Origin of the sequence: Streptomyces sp. NPDC051105 (genome assembly GCF_040682795.1) — a bacterium.
Lineage (GTDB): Bacteria > Actinomycetota > Actinomycetes > Streptomycetales > Streptomycetaceae > Streptomyces.
Genome location: NZ_JBFBBR010000008.1, coordinates 282,800 through 300,297 on the forward strand (window position 1 = coordinate 282,800; position 17,498 = coordinate 300,297).

Genomic DNA, 17,498 nt, shown 5'->3' on the forward strand with positions numbered 1-17,498 from the left:
CGGTGCTCAGGGGCGGAAGCGCAGCACCTGCGGGTCGTGGTCGCTGATCTGGTCGTGGAACTCCGAGTTGACGTGCACGCTGTCGTACTCGAAGTCGCCGTTGCGGCGGATCTCCTTGCTGATCAGGATCTGGTCCAGGACCTGCTCGTTGCCCTGGTAGTCGTAGGTGTAGCGCTCCTTGGTCGGCAGCGACTGGATCGCCGACCAGAGCGCGCCGTGGCTCTCCAGGATCTTGGTGGTGCCGGAGAAGTCGAAGTCGTTCATGTCGCCGAGCGCGATGACGTTCGCGTCCTTCTGGACGTCGAGGATGCTCTTGACGAACGCGTTGACCAGCGTCGCCTGCGCGTGGCGCTGGACCTCCGAGCTGCGCGCCACCGGCTGGTACTGCGCGGTCAGGCCCTGGTCGCCGCCCTTGGAGTTCAGGTGGTTGGCGATCACGAAGACCGTCTTGCCGCGGAAGACGAACTCGCCGGCCAGCGGCTTGCGGCTGGCCTTCCAGGCGGAGTTCGCCGGGTCGACCCGGCCGGGGGAGGCGGTCAGCTGGGCCTCGCCGTGCACCTTGGTGACGCCCACCGCGGTGGTGGAGTCGCCGCCCGCGCGGTCGACGAAGGACACCCGCTCGGGGTTGAAGAGGAAGACCTGGCGGATGTTGCCGCCGGGCTCGCCGCCGTCCTGGTCGTTGACCGGGTTGATGGAACGCCAGTCGTACTTCGGGCCACCGGCCGCGACGATCGCGTCGATCAGCTTGTTCACCGTCACGTCGGCGGCGACCGTGCCGTCGTCCGTGGCGCCGTTGTCGTCCTGGATCTCCTCCAGGGACACGATGTCGGGCGACTGGAGGTTGTTCACGATCGCGGCGGCGTGCGCGGCGAAGGTGCCGTCGGAGGGGTCGAGGTTCTCGACGTTGTACGTGGCGACGGCCAGCTCGCTCTTCGACTGCTTCTTCGTCGTCTCGCGCTGCAGGCCACCGCTCTTGAGGCTGCCCAGCTCGCTCGCGACGAGGGTGTAGCCGCCGAACTGGTTGTAGTCCAGCGGGCCGGTCGTGGCGCCGGTCAGCGTGTCGCCGACGTTCGCCACCGGGAAGTCGGCGGTCGCGCCCAGCGACTGGATCTGGAGACGGCCGGTGTTCTGGTCGTTGTAGGAGCGGTACAGCGTGCCGCCGCGGACGGTGCGGTTCTCGTGCGGCTTCACCGTGATCCACAGCTCGGCGTACGGGTCGGTGGCGGTGACCACACGGGTGTCGCGGACCTGGACGTTCATGCCCTCCAGGGACTCGTAGTAGTCCAGGGCGTACTTCTTCGGCTGGAGCGTCAGGCCGTTGATGGAGCCGGCCGCGGCCGTGTCACCCGCCGGGGTGTACTTGGCCGGCACCGACTTCTTGTCGATCACGACCGGCGCCGGGACGGCGTTGCCGGTGGAGACCGTGGTGACCGTCGGCTTGGTGATCTCGGTCAGCGACTGGTTGCCGGTGGTGGCGCCGCCCGGGACGTACTCGGAGACCGTGCCGGTGACCGTGACGGAGTCGCCGACCGCGACCTTCGGCGTGGAGCTGGTGAAGACGAAGACGCCCTCGCTGGTGGCCGGGTCGGCGTCGGGCGTCGGATCCTGGAGCCAGAAACCCCGCGAGGAGCCGTAGGTACGCGTGGCCGTGACGACGCCGGGGACGTCCGTCACCTTCTGACCGGCATACGGCGATATGCGCGTGGCGCCCTGGACGTCATGGATGCGCAGCCCGTCGGCCTGGGCCGGCGAGGTGAGGGCGACGGGGGACGCCGCGCTGCAGACGGCGGCGACGGTGAGCGCGGCGAGACGCGCGGAAGACCTGCTCGGCAAGGAAATCCCTCCGGGGACATAAACGGTGCCGGGACGAGGGTGCGTCATGGAGTGGGCATGACACGCGTAGACAGAGAGTGAACACCTGTCCCCCCTGTTTTCTACGCGCGTCAATCTCGTCCCTGCGTAGGGGAGTTGTCAAGGTTTCGGCCATGTACGCAGCTCGGCGAGGAGATGAACCGGGCGGCATGGGTGGAAATCCGTCTAGGCTGAGCGGCTGAGGCGTACGGCGTCCCGATGGTCGTACGGCCGTCGTACGGAGTCCATGTCGTCGTACGACCGTAGAGGCGTCCGAGGAGAACCACCCGATGTCAGACAGCTCCCCCCTGCCGCCGGTGCGGTTGCGTCCCGAAGCGGAGCTGGCACGCGCCGCGTTGACCACGCCGCTGCTCTCCCGGGCCGCCCGGCTCGCCCGCTGGGCCGGGCCCGACACCCGCGTCGACGCAGGTGGCGGACTGGCCGAGGAGCAGCTCCCGGCCGCCGCCGAGCTGCTCGGGCTCACCGGGGACGACGCCGCCGCGTACGCCGCCGAGGCCTGGCGGGTCGCCCTGGACACCGGGCTCGTCGAGATCGTCGACGAGGAGGCCGGGACCGTGGCCGCGGGGGAGGAGCTGGCGCTGCTCACCGGGGGCTCGCCGCACGACGTCCTCGGGGTCTGGCTGGCCGCCCTGGAGACCGTGATCGGCGACGCGAGCGTGCCCGACCTGGACGGAATTGTCGACGCGCTCGGCGAGGGCGGCGAGGTCGATTTCGCGTCACTCGGCTGGGACCCCGAGGCGGAGGCGGAATTCCTCGACGGCGTCCTCGGCAACCTGTACCTGCTGACGGTGAGCGACGGCGGTCCCGGCGAGGCGCGGGTGCCGCTGCCCGCGCTCGCCGCGTCGATGATCGTCCCCAGTGACATGGGGGAGCCGACCAACGACGTTCTCGAACAGGTCTCCGACGCGATGATGCGGCTCGACGACCAGTTCCGGATGCTGGAGCCGGTCGGAGTCGTCGTGTACCAGCCGGTCGACGAGGCGCTCATGGCCGACGCCGAGGAGGAGCCGGCGGCCGGGCCGGTCGACGAGAGCGACGTCACCCGGTACGGCATGGTGCGGCTCACCCCGCTCGGCGCGTACGGGCTGCGGGCACGACTGCTGGAGGCCGGGTTCGAGGCGCCGGCGGTCGGGGAGCTCGCCGACAAGGGCGCGGACGCGTTGCTCGACGGTATGGCCGCGTTTCCGCAGGGGGCCGCGCAGGCGGAGACCGAGCAGTGGCTGGCCCGCCGCGAATCCCTCGCCGCCGCCCGGGAGCTGCTGGCCGCCGCGCGTGGCGAGGACGCGGGCGCGCCGCTGCGCCGGCTGCGCTGCCAGCAGGCGCTGTCCCTGGTCGGCACCGAGGCCGAACCGGCGCTCCGCGAGGTCCTCGGCGACCCCGAACTGGGCGGACTGGCCAGGGTCTGGCTGACCGAGCGCGGCGCCGCCGACGTGCCGCCGCCCTCGCCGGACATGATCTTCTGGCTGACCATCGACACAGTCGCCGCCCAGCTGGCCGCCGAGGGGAACTCGGAGGAACTGCAGGCCCTGGTGGAGGGGTTGGCCCAGCAGCACGCCGGGTTCTTCGCCGAGGCCTGGCGGGTCGACCACCCGGACACGGCCGACGTCCTGGAGGCGATGGGACGCCTGCACCCGGACAAGAAGGTCGCGAAGGAGGCCCGGAAGGCCGCGTTCAAGGCACGGTCGCAGCACGGGGGGTAGCGGCCGAAGGAGCGGGGCCGCGCGGGGGACGGGCACCGCCTGACGCGTCGAGTGCGGCTGAGCGCCGCCACGGCGGAAGAAGGATTCCAGGGAGCGGTTGCCGGGGTCCGCGGCGCGTTCTTGGGTGTGGCTTTTGGTTGCCGTGGGGCGGCGCATACGGATTCATGGAACACACGAAGCGGATGTCGCCCTGAGTTCAGGCGGAGTTCAGATGTGGCCGGGAGCGTGTGCGCCGACCCGAGGTCCGCCACCCTCCACGGCACTCCGACCGTCACCAGGAGACACCATGTCGCTCACCCGCAGGGACTTCACCAGGAAATCCGCGATCACCGGTGCCGGTGTCGCGCTGGCGGGCAGCGTCGGCGCCCTCGCCACCGCCCCGAACGCCCTCGCCTCCACCGAGAGCGAGGCATCCGACGCGGCCGAGTCGGGGCACGGGCACGGCGGCGTCGGCTACGGGCCGCTGCTCCCCGACCCCGACGGCATCCTCGCCCTCCCCGCCGGCTTCAAGTACCGCGTCATCACCTACAGCGGCAAGACCCGGCTGGAGTCCGGCGAGTTCACCCCCTCCAACCACGACGGCACCTCCACCTTCGACGGCCCCCGCGGCGCCACCCTCCTCGTCAACAACCACGAGCTGGCCGGACCCCGCGCCAACTGGACCCACCCGGTGCCGCTCACCGAGGGCCTCGTCTACGACCCCGCGGCCGCCGGCGGCTGCACGGTCGTCGAGGTACGCCACGACAAGGTCGCCGAGTGGGTCGGCATCGCCGGCACCGCCACCAACTGCGCGGGCGGCACCACCCCTTGGGGCACCTGGCTCACCTGCGAGGAGACCGAGGACAAGGCCGGCACCAACGGCTTCACCAAGGACCACGGCTATGTCTTCGAGGTCGACCCCGAGGACCGCCGGGCCAACCGGAACCCCAAGCCGATCAAGGCGCTGGGCCGGTACGCGCACGAGGCCGTCGTCGTCGACCCCAAGCGCGGCCACCTGTACCTGACGGAGGACGCGTCCAACCCGAACGGCCTGCTCTACCGCTGGACCCCGCCCGAGAACTTCCACCACGGCCGTGGCCGGCTGCGCACCCTCGCCGACGACGCGGGCACGCTCCAGGCCTTCAAGTGCTTCGACTCCGGCGGCGTCTTCGTCGACGACCTCTCCCGCGCCACCAAGATCGGCACCGTGTACGGCGTCGACTGGGCGGACGTCCCGGACCGCGACGCGAGGACCACCTCGGTCCGCAAGCAGTTCACCGCCGGCCAGGTCACCCGCGCCCGCAAGCTGGAGGGCATGTGGTGGGGCGACGGCGGCGTGTACATCGTCTCCTCCTACGCCCGCGCGGAGAGCCCCGTCCAGCACGACGGCGCCGTCTGGTTCTACGACCCCAAGCGCCGCACCCTCACCCTGAAGGTCCTCATCGGCGTCAACCCGGACCCGTCCGTGGACGGCGCCTTCGACGGCCCGGACAACATCACCGTCTCCCCGTACGGCGGCCTGGTCATCGCCGAGGACGGCGAGGGCATCCAGCACCTGTTCGGCGCCACCGACAGCGGCCGCACCTACCCGATCGCCCGCAACGAACTGAACGCCGGCACCGAAGAGGAGCCCGAATACAGCGAGTTCACCGGCGTCACCTTCTCGCCCGACGGCCGGACCCTGTACGCCAACATCCAGACGCCGGGCATCATGCTCGCGATCACGGGGCCCTGGAAGCGGCAGCAGCGCTGACAAGATCGAGTCGCTCGAACGAGTGACCCTGGATTCGATTTGCTGAATTCACCCCCGCCTCGAAATAGCGTTTGCATCTCGGGCTGGTTTGCGGTCGAGGCGGGGGATGGGTATGGGCACGGAATCGCGCGGAGGAATCGCCGAGGGCTCTCGGGTGTGGCTTCCCGATGGCTCGGTGCGTTCGATCGAGGAAGTGGTGGCGCGGCGCCTCCCTGTGCTTTCCTTCAACAAGGAATGGGACACAAGGCCCGTCCGGTACGGAGCGAACCAGGGGGCGCGGGATCATTCGGTTGGCGAGGTAGTTCCAGTAGTTCCCAGCATCTGGTTCGACGGCGCTGTCCGCGAGGTGCGCCGCATCGGCTTCGTTTCCGGCAGAGTGATCGAATCCGCACTTGATCAGCGATGGATGACGCAAAGGCGGACTGGGCGGCAGGCGTGGGAATGGAAAGCAACGGAAGCACTGGTGCTGGGTGATCGAGTGCCGCTCTCGTTGACTGCTGCTTACTTTGGGGCGGAGGGGCGGGCTCGCGAAGGGTATTTCGTCGGTGCCATGCTCGGCGACGGGGGTATGACGTCCTGCACGCCGGAGTTCCACGGTGATCCATTGGATGGCGCCGTGCAGTTCATGCGTGAGTTCGCGGTAGAAAATGGGTGCGGCGTACGAGAGATTCCACAGGGAGCGATCGTGCGTCTGCGCTTCCCGTTCAGGCTGGGGCATCGCAATCCGCTCACGGACCGCCTTCGACACTTCAGGGTGTGGGGGCAGCGGTGCGACGAAAAACAACTTCCTGACCTACAGCTGAGTCGTGACTTCTGGGTTGGCTGTCTCTCGGGGCTGATTGATACCGATGGTTGCGTTCGGCAGAGAGTGAATCCGAGGGGCACTCTGCATGGCTCCGTCGAGTTCGCCACCGTATCGCCTGTGCTGGCGAAGCAAGTGTCCGATGCGCTCATGCGGTTCGGGATCATCAGCAGGGTTCGCGTTGATCAGCGGCAGCAGAAGCGTGGCCACTTGGTCAACGGACACGTAGTCATGAGTCGACGGCCGATCTATATCGTGGAGGTTTCGCGGGCCACAGCGCTCGTCCGTCTCGCGAAAGTGCTGGACCTTCGTATCGGCTACAAGGCATTCAGGTTGAAGGAACTGGTGAACACGGTCCGGCATATTTCCCCGGCAAGCAGCGAAATGCACGGGTATGACGAGTCGGTGGGTTTGGATCGCGTAAAAAGCATTTCTCTGGCAGGCGCCCGACCTGTGTACGGCGTCACGACAAGCCCTTCCGGGCTGCTCCTGGTGGATGGTCTTGTTCTCGGTGCTGACTGAACGCCCTTCTGGCAGCGCTGCTGCTAAAGGGCGTTCAGAGGAGTCGCGCCTTGAGTTGACGTGCAGACGGCTGGTTACTTCTGGCGGCCAATCCACTTGAGGATTGCCCTGGAAAGGGCCTTGCGGCAACAGAACGCGGCCGCGATCAGCATGACGATGAGGTACGCCACGTTCCCCGATGCGTTGACATCAATTTCGAGCACGAGTGCCATCCAGATGTGTTGGAGGAGGGCCTCATGCCTGAGATCAGGGTGAGCTTGCCAAGCTCTGCGCACCAGCCATGAAGGTGAAGATCAAACCACGGAACAAGAAGTAGGCATGCCGGACGATACCAGACATCGCCCCGCCGACTTTCCCGGTCGGCTGGCGGTCTTGGTGGTCGCTCATCCACCTACCCTTGCCCGTGAGGCAAACTAACATCTAACATTTCAGTTCATGGAGGCCCTGCGACCCGTCCCCCGCCCCCTGCTACGCGACCGCGCCTACGCGGCCATCCGCGATGCCATCGTCGCCGGGGAGATCGAACCCGGTGCGGTGGTGCGGGACGCCGAGTTCGCGGAGCGGCTCGGGCTGTCCCGGGCGCCGGTGCGGGAGGCGTTCGCCCGGCTGGTCGACGAGGGGCTTCTGGAGAGCAAACCTCAGAGCTACACCCGGGTCACCCCGGTGGTGGCCGCCGACGTACGGGACGCGGCGGCCGTGGTCGGCGCCATGCACGAACTGGCCACCCGGGCCGCCGTACCCCGGCTGCGGGACGCCGACCTCGACGTGATGCGCGCGGCCAACGACCGGTTCGCCGCCGCCGTGGGCGCCGGTGACGTGGACGCGGCCCTGCGCGCCGACGACGAGCTGCACCACGTCCTGATCCAGGTGGCTGGCAATCGCGCGGCCGCCGCCACCGTCGCCCGCTACACCCCGCTGATCCGGCGGCTGGAGCGCCGCCGCTTCGGCGAGGGCGGCTCCTGCCGTTCGGCAGGCCTGCACGAACGGCTCATCGAGGCATGCGCGGACGGCGACACGGAGGCGGCGCTCCGGATCACGGCCGCCATCTGGCACACCCTCGCAGACCTGGTCGACGACACCACCGACTGACCGCCCCGCCGGGAGGCACCCCATGTCCCTTTCCTCATACGACCGTTACCCCCTCCTCTTCGGCCCCTCGCCCGTGCATCCGCTGGAGCGGCTCACCGCCCACCTCGGCGGTGCCGCGCTGTGGGCCAAGCGGGAGGACTGCAACTCCGGGATCGCGTACGGCGGGAACAAGACGCGCAAGCTGGAGTACCTGGTGGCGGACGCGCTCGCGAAGGGCTGCGACACGCTCGTCTCCATCGGCGGGGTGCAGTCCAACCACACCCGCCAGGTCGCCGCCGTCGCCGCCCGCGCCGGGCTCAAGTGCGTCCTGGTGCAGGAGAGCTGGGTCGAGTGGCCGGACTCCGTGTACGACAAGGTCGGCAACATCCTGATCAGCAGGCTGGCCGGGGCCGACGTACGTCTCGTCCGGGCCGGGTTCGGGATCGGGTTCAAGGAGAGCTGGGAAGGGGCGCTGCGCGAGGTCGAGGAGTCGGGCGGCAAGCCGTACGCCATCCCGGCCGGCGCCTCCGACCACCCGCTCGGCGGGCTCGGCTTCGCCAACTGGGCGTACGAGGTCGCCGAGCAGGAGGAGCAGCTGGGCGTCTTCTTCGACACGGTGATCGTCTGCTCGGTGACCGGGTCGACGCAGGCCGGCATGGTCGCCGGGTTCGCCGCGCTGGAAGAGGCGGGCGGCCGCGAGCGCCGGGTCATCGGCATCGACGCCTCGGCCAAGCCGGCCGAGACCCGCGAGCAGGTGGCTCGGATAGCCCGGCGCACCGGCGAACTCATCGGGGTCAAGGGTGAGTTGACCGTGGAGCTGGACGACCGTTACCACGCCGGCATCTACGGGATCCCGGACGACACCACCCTCGCGGCGATGCGGCTCGCCGCCCGCACCGAGGGCATGGTCACCGACCCGGTGTACGAGGGCAAGTCGATGGCCGGGATGGTCGACCTGGTCGAGCGGGGGGAGATCGCCGCCGACGCCACGGTGCTCTACGCCCACCTGGGCGGCCAGCCGGCACTGAACGCGTACAGCGCTTTGTTCTAGACGGTTTGCCGATCGTCCGGCCGGTGCGCGCCGGTTGTCGACTACGGGTGCGTTGTGGCTGGTCGCGCAGTTCCCCGCGCCCCTGAGGGGCGCCGGCGGAATCGGGGCGATAGGGATCCAAGCGGGTCCGGCGAAGTCCGCTGCGGTTCGCCAGCGCCCTGAAGGGGCGCGGGGCTGTATCGCTATGCGGTTCCGCCGCGGGGGCGCGACCAGCCACGACGGCGCCGCACCCGAGGCGGCATATCGCGGCGGTTCCAGCGGAGCGCTCAGTCTCCCTGCCGCCGCGGACTCGTGATCACGAACGCCGTCACCAGCAGCGCGGCGACCGCGACCAGCGCGCCGATACCGAAGGCACGTGCGGCCCCGTGGGTGAGGATCTCGGCCGGAGTGCCGGTCGCGTGCCTGGTCACCGTGCCGTACACGGTGACCAGGACGGCGAGTCCGAGGGTGCCGCCCAGCCACTGCAGCGTCTGCAGCAGGCCGGAGGCGGCGCCGGCCTCCCGGGACTCGATGCGGGCCAGGATGGTCGCGTTGAGCGGCATGAAACTCAGGCCGATGCCCACGCCGAGCAACAGCAGCGGGCCGAGCAGCCCGGTGACGTACCCGTCGCCGGGCCGCAGTCGCCAGAGCCAGCCGGCGGCGACGACCAGCAGGGTGATGCCGGTGAGCAGCACCGGCTTGGCTCCGGAGCGGGCCAGCAGCCGCGGCACCAGACGCACCGCCGTGAACATCGCCAGGGTCATCGGCAGGAACGCGAACCCGGCGCGCAACGGGCTGTATTCCAGGGCCTGCTGGCAGACGAGGGTGAGGAAGTAGAAGGCGCCGAACATGCCCGCTGGCAGCAGCATGATGGTGAGATAGCCGCCCGCCCGGTCGCGGTCGGCGAACAGCCGCAGCGGCAGGACCGGCTGGTCGGCCCGGGACTCGACCAGGGTGAAGCCGAGGAGCAGCGCGACCGCGCAGCCGAAGCCGGACAGGGCCTGGGTGTCGGACCAGCCCGCCTCGGAGACCCGGATGAACGCGTAGACGAGGGAGGTCATCCCGGCCGTTCCGGTCAGCGCGCCCGCCAGGTCGAAGCGGCCGGCGTGGCGCGGGGTCTCGGCGACGAAGCGGGGCAGGGCCAGGAACAGGGCGATGCCGATGGGCACGTTGATGAGCAGGGCCCAGCGCCAGGACGCCCACGAGGTGAGCATGCCGCCCAGGACCAGGCCGATGGAGCTGCCGATGCCGGCCATGGAGGAGTAGATGCTCAGGGCGTGGTTGCGGCGGGGGCCCTGGGGGAAGTTGGTGGTGATCAGGGCCAGGGTGCTGGGGGCGATAAGCGCAGCGCCGACGCCCTGCAGCGCGCGTGCCGTGAGCAGCCAGCCGCCCTCCGTGGCGACCCCGCCGAGCAGCGAGGTCAGTGCGAACAGCAGCGCTCCGGCGCCGAGCGTGCGACGGCGGCCGAGGATGTCGCCGACCCGCCCGCCGAGCAGTAACAGACCGCCGAAGGTGAGGGTGTAGGCGTTGAGCACCCAGGACAGGCCGGTCCGGCTGAACCCCAGGCCCTGCTGGATGTCGGGCAGCGCGACGTTGACGACGGTGGAGTCGACGCCGACCATCAGGTAGGCGGTGACGATGACGAGAAGAGCGGAACCGAGCCTGGCGGGGTGCGGAGGGGCCGATGAGGTGTCGGCCGCGGTGGACGGGCTGGACGGGGCGGACATGAGGTTCTCCCGGTCTGTGCGTCCCCGGCGCGGGCATGGTGAAGTACGGGCAGGCGGACTGCCCGTGGAGCACACGGCGATAAGTGGGGACTGTCTCCGTTTGGTGTTCGATAAGATACGGAGAGAGTCCCCGGTTCGCAAGGAGTAACTGGATGACGCAGGTCAGACCCATGCGTGCGGATGCCCGCCGCAACTACGAGCGACTGTTGCAGGTGGCCGCCGAGGCCTTCGCCGAGCACGGGGAGAACGCGTCGCTGGATGACATCGCCAAGCGGGCGGGCGTCGGCTCCGGCACGCTCTACCGGCACTTCCCGACGCGGCAGGCGCTGCTGGAGGCCGCGTTCGTGGGCCGGCTGGAGGGGCTGGCGGCGTTGGCCGACGAGTTCGCCGCGGAACTGCCGCCGAGCGCGGCGCTGACGGAGTGGCTGAACGAACTGTGCGTCGCCACCATCCAGGTACGCGGCCTGAAGGCGCTGCTGGGCTCGGCGGTCACGGACGGCAGCTCGGCCGCGGTCACCGCTTGCGGCACCACGGTCCGCGGCGCGGCGACCCGGCTGGTGGAGGCGGCGAAGGCGGAGGGCACCCTGCGCCCGGACATCGAGCCGATCGAACTCCTGCGCCTGGCACACGGACTGGCCACGGCATCGGAACTGGCCAACGGGCAGGGCAAGGAGATCCGGCGGTATCTGTCGCTGCTCACGGAGGGGTTGCGGCCGTAGTGCCCACGGCCGCGCGCTCCTCCCCGGATCTGCGTGAGCGAGCCTTCGTCAGAGTGCCTGCGCCCCCGGCTTCACCATGTTCCGTACCGTCCGGGCCTTCACGAACTCGCCCAGAGCCGTCATGTCCCACTCGCCGGAGAACTGGCGGACCAGCTTGGCCATCATCATGCCGGTCTGCGATTCCGCGTTGGTGAGGTCGAAGCGGACCAGTTCCTCGTCGGTCGCCGCGTCCAGGAGGCGGCAGTAGGCCTTGGCGACCTCCGTGAACTTCTGGCCGGAGAAGGAGTTGACGGTGAAGACCAGGCCGGTGACCTCCGGGGGGATCCGGCCGAGGTCGACCACGATCACCTCGTCGTCGCCGCCTCCCTCACCGGTGAGGTTGTCGCCGGAGTGCTTGATCGCGCCGTTGAGGATGGACAGCTTGCCGAAGTAGCAGCTGTCGACGTGGTCGCGCTGCGGGCCGTAGGCGATGACCGAGGCGTCCAGGTCGATGTCCTTGCCGCGGAACGCCGGCTCCCAGCCCAGGCCCATCTTCACCTGGGAGAGCAGCGGGCTGCCGCCCTTGACCAGGGACACGGTCTGGTTCTTCTGGAGGCTGACCCGGCCCTTGTCGAGGTTGATCTTCCCGGCGCCCGGGGCGGGCGGGGCCACGACCGGGGGAGCCGTCGGCTGCGGGGCCGCCGGCTGGGGAGCCGTCGGCTGGGGGGCCGGGGCGGCCGCCGGTTCCTCCACCGTGACACCGAAGTCGGTCGCGATGCCGGCCAGCCCGTTCGCGTACCCCTGGCCGACCGCGCGGGCCTTCCACGCGCCGTTGCGCAGGTAGATCTCGACGACCACCAGGGCCGTCTCGGCGCCCAGCTGCGGCGGCGTGAACGTGCCCAGCACCGAGCCGTCGTCCGCGTTGCGGATCGTCGCCGTCGGCTCGATGCCCTGGAAGGTCTGCCCTGCGGCGTCGGGGCTCGCGGTGACGACGATCTTCTCGATGCCCGGGGGCACGGCGGCCGTGTCGACGGTGATCGCGTCCGGGGACGCACCGCCGCCGGAGCGGTACGTCACACCCGGGCCGTTCGGCTGGTTGTAGAAGATGAAGTCGTCGTCGGAGCGCACCTTGCCGTCGCCGGTGAGCAGCAGGCCCGACACGTCGAGCCGCACCGGGGCGGCGACGTCCACCGCCACCCGGGAGACGGGGAGAGGGATGTTCGAGCCAGGGGTCATAGCTGTCATGCCCCGTGAACGAACGACCCCGCTTTACCGTTCCCTTACTGTTGGGCGGGCCCCGGAACCCCCCGATCGGCTCAAGGGGACGGGGACCACCCGCGGTCCGGCTCAGGGGACGACGACGATCTTCCGCCCCACCCCCGCCGCGAACTGCTCCAGCGCCTGCGGGTAGCTGTCGAGCGGGAGACGGTCGCTGATGAAGATCTCCGGGTCCAGGACCCCGTTCGCGAACAGCTCCGCCGCGCGTTCGTAGCTGTGCAGGACGGCCATGGAGCCGGTGATGGTGATCTCCTGGTTGTAGATGCGGTACGGGTCGATCGTCACCCGGGTCGCGTAGTCGGCGACGCCGAACTGGAGGAACGTCCCGGCCTTCGCCACCCGCTCCAGGCCGTCCTGAATCGCCGCCGCGTTGCCGGTCGCGTCGATCACCACCTCCCAGCCCCGAGGGCGGTCCAGCTCGTCCGCGTTCGCGGCGGTCGCCGAGACGCCCAGCTGCCGGGCGGTCTCCAGGCGGGCCGGATTCAGGTCGACCACGTCGACGCTGGCCGCGCCGGTCCGTTTGGCGAGTTCCAGCATCATCAGGCCCATGGTCCCGGAGCCGTAGATCAGGACGTGGGCGCCCAGCCGGGACTTGAGGACGTCGTAGCCGCGTACCGCGCAGGACAGCGGCTCGACCAGGGCCGCGTCCTGGGTGCGGACGTGCTCGGGGAGCTTCACGCAGTTGGCGACCGGGGCGACCGCGTACTGCGCGGCCCCGCCCGGCACGGTCACGCCGATCGCGGCCCACCGTTCGCAGAGGTTGTTGTGGCCGTCCCGGCAGTAGCGGCACTCGTGGCAGTACAGGGACGGGTCGACCGCGACCTGGTCGCCGATCGCCACCTCGGTCACCTGGGCGCCGACGCCGACCACCTCGCCGGCGAACTCGTGGCCCGGCACGATCGGCAGCTTGGGCGCGAACTCGCCCTGGAGGATGTGGAGATCGGTTCCGCACAGGCCGCAGGCGGCCACTTCCACCACGACCTCGCGGGGGCCCGGTGTCGGGTCGGGGACCTCGGTGACGACGGCACGGCCCACGGACTCGATGACGGCGGCCTTCATTTCACGGCTCCCAACGACAGGCCCTGGACCAGCTTGTCCTGGGCGGCGAACCCCGCGGCGAGCACCGGCAGGGAGACGACGAGCGACGCGGCGCACACCTTGGCCAGGAACAGGCCCTGGCTGGTGATGAAGCCGGTCAGGAAGACGGGGGCGGTCTCGGCGACCACGCCCGTCAGGACTCGGGCGAAGAGAAGTTCGTTCCAGCTGAAGATGAAGCAGATCAGGGAGGTGGCGGCGATGCCGGGCAGGGCGATCGGGGCGACCACGCGCGCGAGGATCGTCGGCAGGCGGGCGCCGTCGATCTGCGCCGCCTCGATCACCGCGACCGGGACCTCGGCGAGGAAGGACTGCATCATCCACACCGCGATCGGCAGGTTCATGGAGGTGTAGAGGATGACCAGGAACCAGATGTTGTCCAGCATCCCGGTGTTCTTCGCGAACAGGTAGATCGGCAGCAGGCCGGCCACCACCGGCAGCATCTTGGTGGAGAGGAAGAAGAACAGGACGTCCGTCCACTTCTTGACCCGCCGGATCGACAGCGCGTACGCCGCCGGGAAGGCCAGGACGAGGACCAGGAGGGTCGAGACGATCGAGGCGACCGCCGAGTTGACCAGCGCCGGCCAGGGGCTCGCGCCGCCGGCCGCCCCGAAGAACTCGCGGTAGCCGTCCAGGGTGAGGGCGGCGCCGAAGGAGGGCGGGTTGGTCGCCGCGTCCGCCTCGGAGTGGAAGGACGTCAGCGCCATCCAGGCGATGGGGAAGAAGAAGACGATGCCGACCAGCCAGGCCACCAGCCCGACGCTGCGGCCCCGGTGCTTCCTGACGTGTAGGGCGAGGCTGCTCATGCGCGGGACGCCTCCTCTCGGAACAGGGACGACACCACGCGCAGGGCGAAGGTCGCGATGATGATCGAACCGATGACGACCAGGACGCCGGCGGCCGAGGCGAGGCCGTTCTCGTGGGCCTGGTAGAAGCTCTGGTACACGGTGTAGGGAAGGTTGGCGGTGCCCAGGCCGCCGGACGTGATCGTGAAGACCGCGTCGAAGTTCTGGACGATGTAGATGCTGCCCAGCAGGGCGCCTAGCTCGAGATAGCGGCGCAGGTGCGGGAGCGTGAGATAGCGGAAGACCTGCCAGTCGCTGGCGCCGTCCACCCGGGCGGCCTCGATCTGCTCGGGGTCCCGGCTCTGCAGCCCGGCGAGCAGGATCAGCATCATGAACGGCGTCCACTGCCACACCAGGGCGGCCTCGACCGCCAGCAGCGGGGTGCTGGAGATCCAGTCCGGCTGAGGTCCGCCGACGTAGTGCAACAGACCGTTGAGCAGACCGTATTCGGGGTTGTAGAGGACGTGCTTCCAGAGCAGGGCGGCGGCCACCGGGACCACCAGGAAGGGGGCGATCAGCAGGGTGCGGACGATGCCCCGGCCGCGGAACCTGTTGTTCAGGAGCAGCGCCAGCGCGAGGCCGAGGACCAGGCTGACCAGCACCACCGTGACCGTGAGGAGCACGGTCGTCCACACCGAGTGGCGCAGGTCGGCGTCGGTGAGGACCTGGCGGTAGTTGTCGACGCCGGCGAAGTGGCGGGCCTTCGGGTAGAGGGCGTTCCAGTCGAAGAAGGAGATGACCACCGTGGCCACGAACGGTAGCTGGGTCACGACGATCATGAAGACCAGGGCGGGCAGGAGGGGGGCCCGGGTGGCCCAGGCGCGCAGGCGGGCGGAGGGCGGCCGCGTGGCGTGTACGGGTGTCGCTGCGTAGGGGGCTGTCGTCGCGGTCATCGTCCCTCGTACTCCTTGGAGATCTTCTCGGCCAGCTGCTGGGACTTCTTCAGGGCCGAGTCGACGGACTGACGTCCGGCGATGGCCGAACTGATCTCCTGGGAGACCTTGGTGCCGAGATCGGTGAACTCGGGGATGTCGACGAACTGGATGCCGGGCGCGGGGCGCGGCTGGACGCCGGGGTCGTTCGGGCGGGCGCTCTCGATGGCCTCCTTGGTCATCTCCTGGAACGCGGCGGCCGACTTCACGTAGTCGGGATTCGTGTACGTCGACGCCCGCTTGCCCGCCGGGACGTTGGACCAGCCGCTGGTCTGTCCGACCAGTTCCTCGTACTGCTTGCTGGACGCCCAGGACACGAACTTCCACGCCTTGTCGGGGTTGCGGGAGGCCTTCTGGATGCCCCAGGCCCAGGTGTAGAGCCAGCCGGCGGACTTGGTCTGCTCGACGGGGGCGGGGGCGTAGCCGAGCTTGCCCTTGACCGGGGAGCCGTTCGCCTCCAGGAGGCCGGCCGCGGAGGTGGCGTCGTACCACATGGCGACCTTGCCCTGGGTCATGTTGTTGAGGCACTCGGCGAAGCCGGACTGGGGGGCACCGGACTCGCCGTGCTTGCGGACGAGGTCGACATAGAACTTCGTCGCCTTCTCGAAGCCGGACCCGGTCAGCTGGGCCTTCCAGTCCTTGTCGAACCAGGTGCCCCCGTAGGTGTTCACGACCGTGGTCAGCGGTGCCATCAGCTCGCCCCAGCCGGGCAGGCCGCGCAGGCAGATGCCGCGCATGCCGGACTGGGCGCCGTCCACCTTGGCGGCGAGGTCGGCGACCTGCTGCCAGGTGGGGTGCGCGGGCATCGTCAGGCCCTTGGCCGTGAAGACGTCCTTGCGGTACATCAGGAAGGACGACTCGCCGTAGAAGGGCTCTCCGTAGAGCTTGCCGTCGTCGGCGGTCAGGGACTCGCGCATCGGCTGGAGGATGTCCTTCTGGTCGAAGTCCGGGTCCTTCGCGACGTAGGAGTCCATCTCGTGCAGCCAGCCGTTGCGGGCGTAGATCGGTATCTCGTAGTTGGACAGGGTGGCCACGTCGTACTGGCCGGCCTGGTTGGCGAAGTCCTGGCTGATCTTGTCGCGGACGTCGTTCTCGGGCAGGACGGTGAAGTTGACCTTGATGCCGGTCTCCTTGGTGAAGCGCGGGGCGAGCTTCTGGAGTTCCGTCATCTGGGGGTTGTTGACCATCAGCACGTTGATCGAATCGCCGCCGGACCCGGACCCGCCCGCACCGACCCAGCAGCCGGAGAGCAGCGGGGCGAGCAGCGTCCCTGCGGCGGCCATGGCGAGTGTGACTCGCGGCCTCCGTCGGCTCGGGGTTCGCATGGATCGCTCCTGGAGGAATCGTGATATATGGGGCACTGCGGGGTGGGGAAGAGCCCTTCGGGAAGGGCGTGGGTGTGTCGTCGGTGGGTCAGACCCGGATGACCTGCGGGCCCAGCAGGGCGTATCGGTGGGCCTCGGCGGCCGGCAGAAGGGTGCTCGTCACGATCGCCTCCAGGGCGCCGACCTCGGCGAAGCGGCAGAAGCTGACGGCTCCGAACTTGGTGTGCACGCCCGCGAAGACCGTCCGGCGGGCGGCACGCACGGCCTGCGCCTTGACCTCGCTGACGGCGGGGTCCGGAGTGGTCAGACCGTGCTCACGCGAGATGCCGTTGGCACCAATGTAGGCGAGATCGAGAACGAAACCGGCGAGCATCTTCGTCGTCCAGTGGTCGACGGTCGCCAGCGTGCCGGCCCGTACCCGTCCACCGAGCAGCAGTACGGACATGTTCTCGGTCTCGGCGAGCGCGCCCGCGACCGGCAGTGACGCCGTGACCACGGTCAGTGGCCGGTCGGTCGGCAGTGCCTCGGCGATGAGCTGCGGGGTGAAGCCCTCATCGACGAAGACGGTCTCGGCGTCGCCCACCAGATCCGCAGCGGCCGCGGCGATCCGCCGCTTCTCCGGGACATGGCTGGTCGAACGGAAGGCGAGCGTGGTCTCGAAACCGGCGCTCTCGACGGGATACGCGCCCCCGTGGGTACGGCGGACCAGGCCGTGGTCCTCCAGGGCGCGCAGGTCCCGCCGGATGGTCTCCTTGGCCACGCCCAGGGTGGCGGCGAGAGCGGTGACGTCGACCGAGCCGGTGACGCGCGCGGCCCGCACGATCTCGCGCTGGCGTTCTTCCGCCGTCCACGTGCTCATCTCGTCACCCACT

General features: G+C 69.6%; 16 protein-coding genes. 6 read left to right on the forward strand and 10 right to left on the reverse strand.

Features of this window, described 5'->3' with window-relative positions:
- Positions 1–6: 6 nt before the first annotated feature.
- Positions 7–1,833, reverse strand: coding sequence for an endonuclease/exonuclease/phosphatase family protein (locus tag AB0N16_RS21745; RefSeq protein WP_365799033.1), 1,827 nt, complete (start codon positions 1,831–1,833; stop codon positions 7–9).
- Positions 1,834–2,141: 308 nt separating this feature from the next.
- Between AB0N16_RS21745 and AB0N16_RS21750 the strand changes: the two genes are divergently transcribed.
- The 3 genes from AB0N16_RS21750 (at position 2,142) to AB0N16_RS21760 (ending at position 6,628) form a co-directional block, all read left to right on the forward strand.
- On the forward strand, positions 2,142–3,572 hold the full coding sequence (locus tag AB0N16_RS21750) for a hypothetical protein (protein WP_365799035.1): 1,431 nt from the start codon (positions 2,142–2,144) through the stop codon (positions 3,570–3,572).
- A gap of 286 nt (positions 3,573–3,858) precedes the next feature.
- Positions 3,859–5,304, forward strand: a complete 1,446-nt coding sequence (locus AB0N16_RS21755) for an alkaline phosphatase PhoX (RefSeq protein ID WP_365799037.1) — start codon at positions 3,859–3,861, stop codon at positions 5,302–5,304.
- A gap of 112 nt (positions 5,305–5,416) precedes the next feature.
- Positions 5,417–6,628: an LAGLIDADG family homing endonuclease gene (locus tag AB0N16_RS21760; protein ID WP_365799039.1), complete on the forward strand. Its 1,212-nt coding sequence runs from the start codon at positions 5,417–5,419 to the stop codon at positions 6,626–6,628.
- Between the two features lie 74 nt (positions 6,629–6,702).
- On the opposite strand, the gene AB0N16_RS21765 is transcribed toward AB0N16_RS21760, so the two are convergent.
- Together AB0N16_RS21765 and AB0N16_RS21770 are read right to left on the reverse strand one after the other, a co-directional pair.
- Positions 6,703–6,840, reverse strand: a complete 138-nt coding sequence (locus AB0N16_RS21765) for a hypothetical protein (protein ID WP_365799041.1) — start codon at positions 6,838–6,840, stop codon at positions 6,703–6,705.
- A 34-nt stretch (positions 6,841–6,874) separates the two neighbouring features.
- Positions 6,875–7,015 carry a hypothetical protein gene (locus tag AB0N16_RS21770; RefSeq protein ID WP_365799043.1) on the reverse strand — a complete coding sequence of 47 codons (141 nt, stop codon included), beginning with the start codon at positions 7,013–7,015 and terminating at the stop codon, positions 6,875–6,877.
- A 48-nt stretch (positions 7,016–7,063) separates the two neighbouring features.
- Between AB0N16_RS21770 and AB0N16_RS21775 the strand changes: the two genes are divergently transcribed.
- The gene (locus tag AB0N16_RS21775; protein ID WP_365799045.1) at positions 7,064–7,717 is read left to right on the forward strand and encodes a GntR family transcriptional regulator; all 654 of its coding nucleotides are present in this window, start codon (positions 7,064–7,066) and stop codon (positions 7,715–7,717) included.
- A gap of 22 nt (positions 7,718–7,739) precedes the next feature.
- On the forward strand, positions 7,740–8,747 hold the full coding sequence (locus tag AB0N16_RS21780) for a 1-aminocyclopropane-1-carboxylate deaminase (RefSeq protein ID WP_365799047.1): 1,008 nt from the start codon (positions 7,740–7,742) through the stop codon (positions 8,745–8,747).
- A gap of 266 nt (positions 8,748–9,013) precedes the next feature.
- Here the strand turns inward: AB0N16_RS21780 and AB0N16_RS21785 are convergent, their stop codons facing one another.
- Positions 9,014–10,453 (reverse strand): MFS transporter, encoded by a 1,440-nt coding sequence (locus tag AB0N16_RS21785; protein ID WP_365799049.1) that lies wholly within the window; start codon positions 10,451–10,453, stop codon positions 9,014–9,016.
- Between the two features lie 152 nt (positions 10,454–10,605).
- Between AB0N16_RS21785 and AB0N16_RS21790 the strand changes: the two genes are divergently transcribed.
- Entirely contained in the window at positions 10,606–11,172 is a 567-nt protein-coding gene (locus AB0N16_RS21790) for a helix-turn-helix domain-containing protein (RefSeq protein ID WP_365799051.1), read from the forward strand.
- A 48-nt stretch (positions 11,173–11,220) separates the two neighbouring features.
- Here AB0N16_RS21790 and AB0N16_RS21795 read toward each other — a convergent pair whose 3' ends face one another.
- The 6 genes from AB0N16_RS21795 to AB0N16_RS21820 all read right to left on the reverse strand — a co-directional run bounded on the left by AB0N16_RS21795 (position 11,221) and on the right by AB0N16_RS21820 (position 17,485).
- The gene (locus AB0N16_RS21795) at positions 11,221–12,387 is read right to left on the reverse strand and encodes a TerD family protein (protein ID WP_365799053.1); all 1,167 of its coding nucleotides are present in this window, start codon (positions 12,385–12,387) and stop codon (positions 11,221–11,223) included.
- Positions 12,388–12,498: 111 nt separating this feature from the next.
- Positions 12,499–13,488 (reverse strand): zinc-dependent alcohol dehydrogenase family protein, encoded by a 990-nt coding sequence (locus AB0N16_RS21800; protein ID WP_365799055.1) that lies wholly within the window; start codon positions 13,486–13,488, stop codon positions 12,499–12,501.
- Positions 13,485–14,330, reverse strand: a complete 846-nt coding sequence (locus AB0N16_RS21805; protein ID WP_365799057.1) for a carbohydrate ABC transporter permease — start codon at positions 14,328–14,330, stop codon at positions 13,485–13,487. The genes AB0N16_RS21800 and AB0N16_RS21805 overlap by 4 nt, the downstream gene beginning before the upstream one ends.
- The gene (locus AB0N16_RS21810) at positions 14,327–15,262 is read right to left on the reverse strand and encodes a sugar ABC transporter permease (RefSeq protein WP_351694810.1); all 936 of its coding nucleotides are present in this window, start codon (positions 15,260–15,262) and stop codon (positions 14,327–14,329) included. The genes AB0N16_RS21805 and AB0N16_RS21810 overlap by 4 nt, the downstream gene beginning before the upstream one ends.
- The gene (locus AB0N16_RS21815) at positions 15,259–16,626 is read right to left on the reverse strand and encodes a sugar ABC transporter substrate-binding protein (protein WP_365799059.1); all 1,368 of its coding nucleotides are present in this window, start codon (positions 16,624–16,626) and stop codon (positions 15,259–15,261) included. The genes AB0N16_RS21810 and AB0N16_RS21815 overlap by 4 nt, the downstream gene beginning before the upstream one ends.
- 88 nt (positions 16,627–16,714) lie before the next feature.
- Positions 16,715–17,485, reverse strand: coding sequence for a DeoR/GlpR family DNA-binding transcription regulator (locus AB0N16_RS21820; RefSeq protein ID WP_365799061.1), 771 nt, complete (start codon positions 17,483–17,485; stop codon positions 16,715–16,717).
- Positions 17,486–17,498: the final 13 nt, after the last annotated feature.

What these genes read in the sequence shown, in the direction of transcription:
- AB0N16_RS21750 (WP_365799035.1), top strand. Translation starts at nt 2,142, where the DNA reads ATGTCAGACAGCTCCCCCCTGCCGCCGGTGCGGTTGCGTCCCGAAGCG.
- AB0N16_RS21760 (WP_365799039.1), top strand. Translation starts at nt 5,417, where the DNA reads ATGGGCACGGAATCGCGCGGAGGAATCGCCGAGGGCTCTCGGGTGTGG.
- AB0N16_RS21795 (WP_365799053.1), bottom strand. Translation starts at nt 12,387, where the DNA reads ATGACCCCTGGCTCGAACATCCCTCTCCCCGTCTCCCGGGTGGCGGTG.
- AB0N16_RS21815 (WP_365799059.1), bottom strand. Translation starts at nt 16,626, where the DNA reads ATGCGAACCCCGAGCCGACGGAGGCCGCGAGTCACACTCGCCATGGCC.
- AB0N16_RS21820 (WP_365799061.1), bottom strand. Translation starts at nt 17,485, where the DNA reads ATGAGCACGTGGACGGCGGAAGAACGCCAGCGCGAGATCGTGCGGGCC.
- AB0N16_RS21775 (WP_365799045.1), top strand. Translation starts at nt 7,064, where the DNA reads ATGGAGGCCCTGCGACCCGTCCCCCGCCCCCTGCTACGCGACCGCGCC.
- AB0N16_RS21780 (WP_365799047.1), top strand. Translation starts at nt 7,740, where the DNA reads ATGTCCCTTTCCTCATACGACCGTTACCCCCTCCTCTTCGGCCCCTCG.
- AB0N16_RS21785 (WP_365799049.1), bottom strand. Translation starts at nt 10,453, where the DNA reads ATGTCCGCCCCGTCCAGCCCGTCCACCGCGGCCGACACCTCATCGGCC.
- AB0N16_RS21790 (WP_365799051.1), top strand. Translation starts at nt 10,606, where the DNA reads ATGACGCAGGTCAGACCCATGCGTGCGGATGCCCGCCGCAACTACGAG.
- AB0N16_RS21765 (WP_365799041.1), bottom strand. Translation starts at nt 6,840, where the DNA reads ATGGCACTCGTGCTCGAAATTGATGTCAACGCATCGGGGAACGTGGCG.
- AB0N16_RS21770 (WP_365799043.1), bottom strand. Translation starts at nt 7,015, where the DNA reads ATGAGCGACCACCAAGACCGCCAGCCGACCGGGAAAGTCGGCGGGGCG.
- AB0N16_RS21810 (WP_351694810.1), bottom strand. Translation starts at nt 15,262, where the DNA reads ATGACCGCGACGACAGCCCCCTACGCAGCGACACCCGTACACGCCACG.
- AB0N16_RS21755 (WP_365799037.1), top strand. Translation starts at nt 3,859, where the DNA reads ATGTCGCTCACCCGCAGGGACTTCACCAGGAAATCCGCGATCACCGGT.
- AB0N16_RS21800 (WP_365799055.1), bottom strand. Translation starts at nt 13,488, where the DNA reads ATGAAGGCCGCCGTCATCGAGTCCGTGGGCCGTGCCGTCGTCACCGAG.
- AB0N16_RS21805 (WP_365799057.1), bottom strand. Translation starts at nt 14,330, where the DNA reads ATGAGCAGCCTCGCCCTACACGTCAGGAAGCACCGGGGCCGCAGCGTC.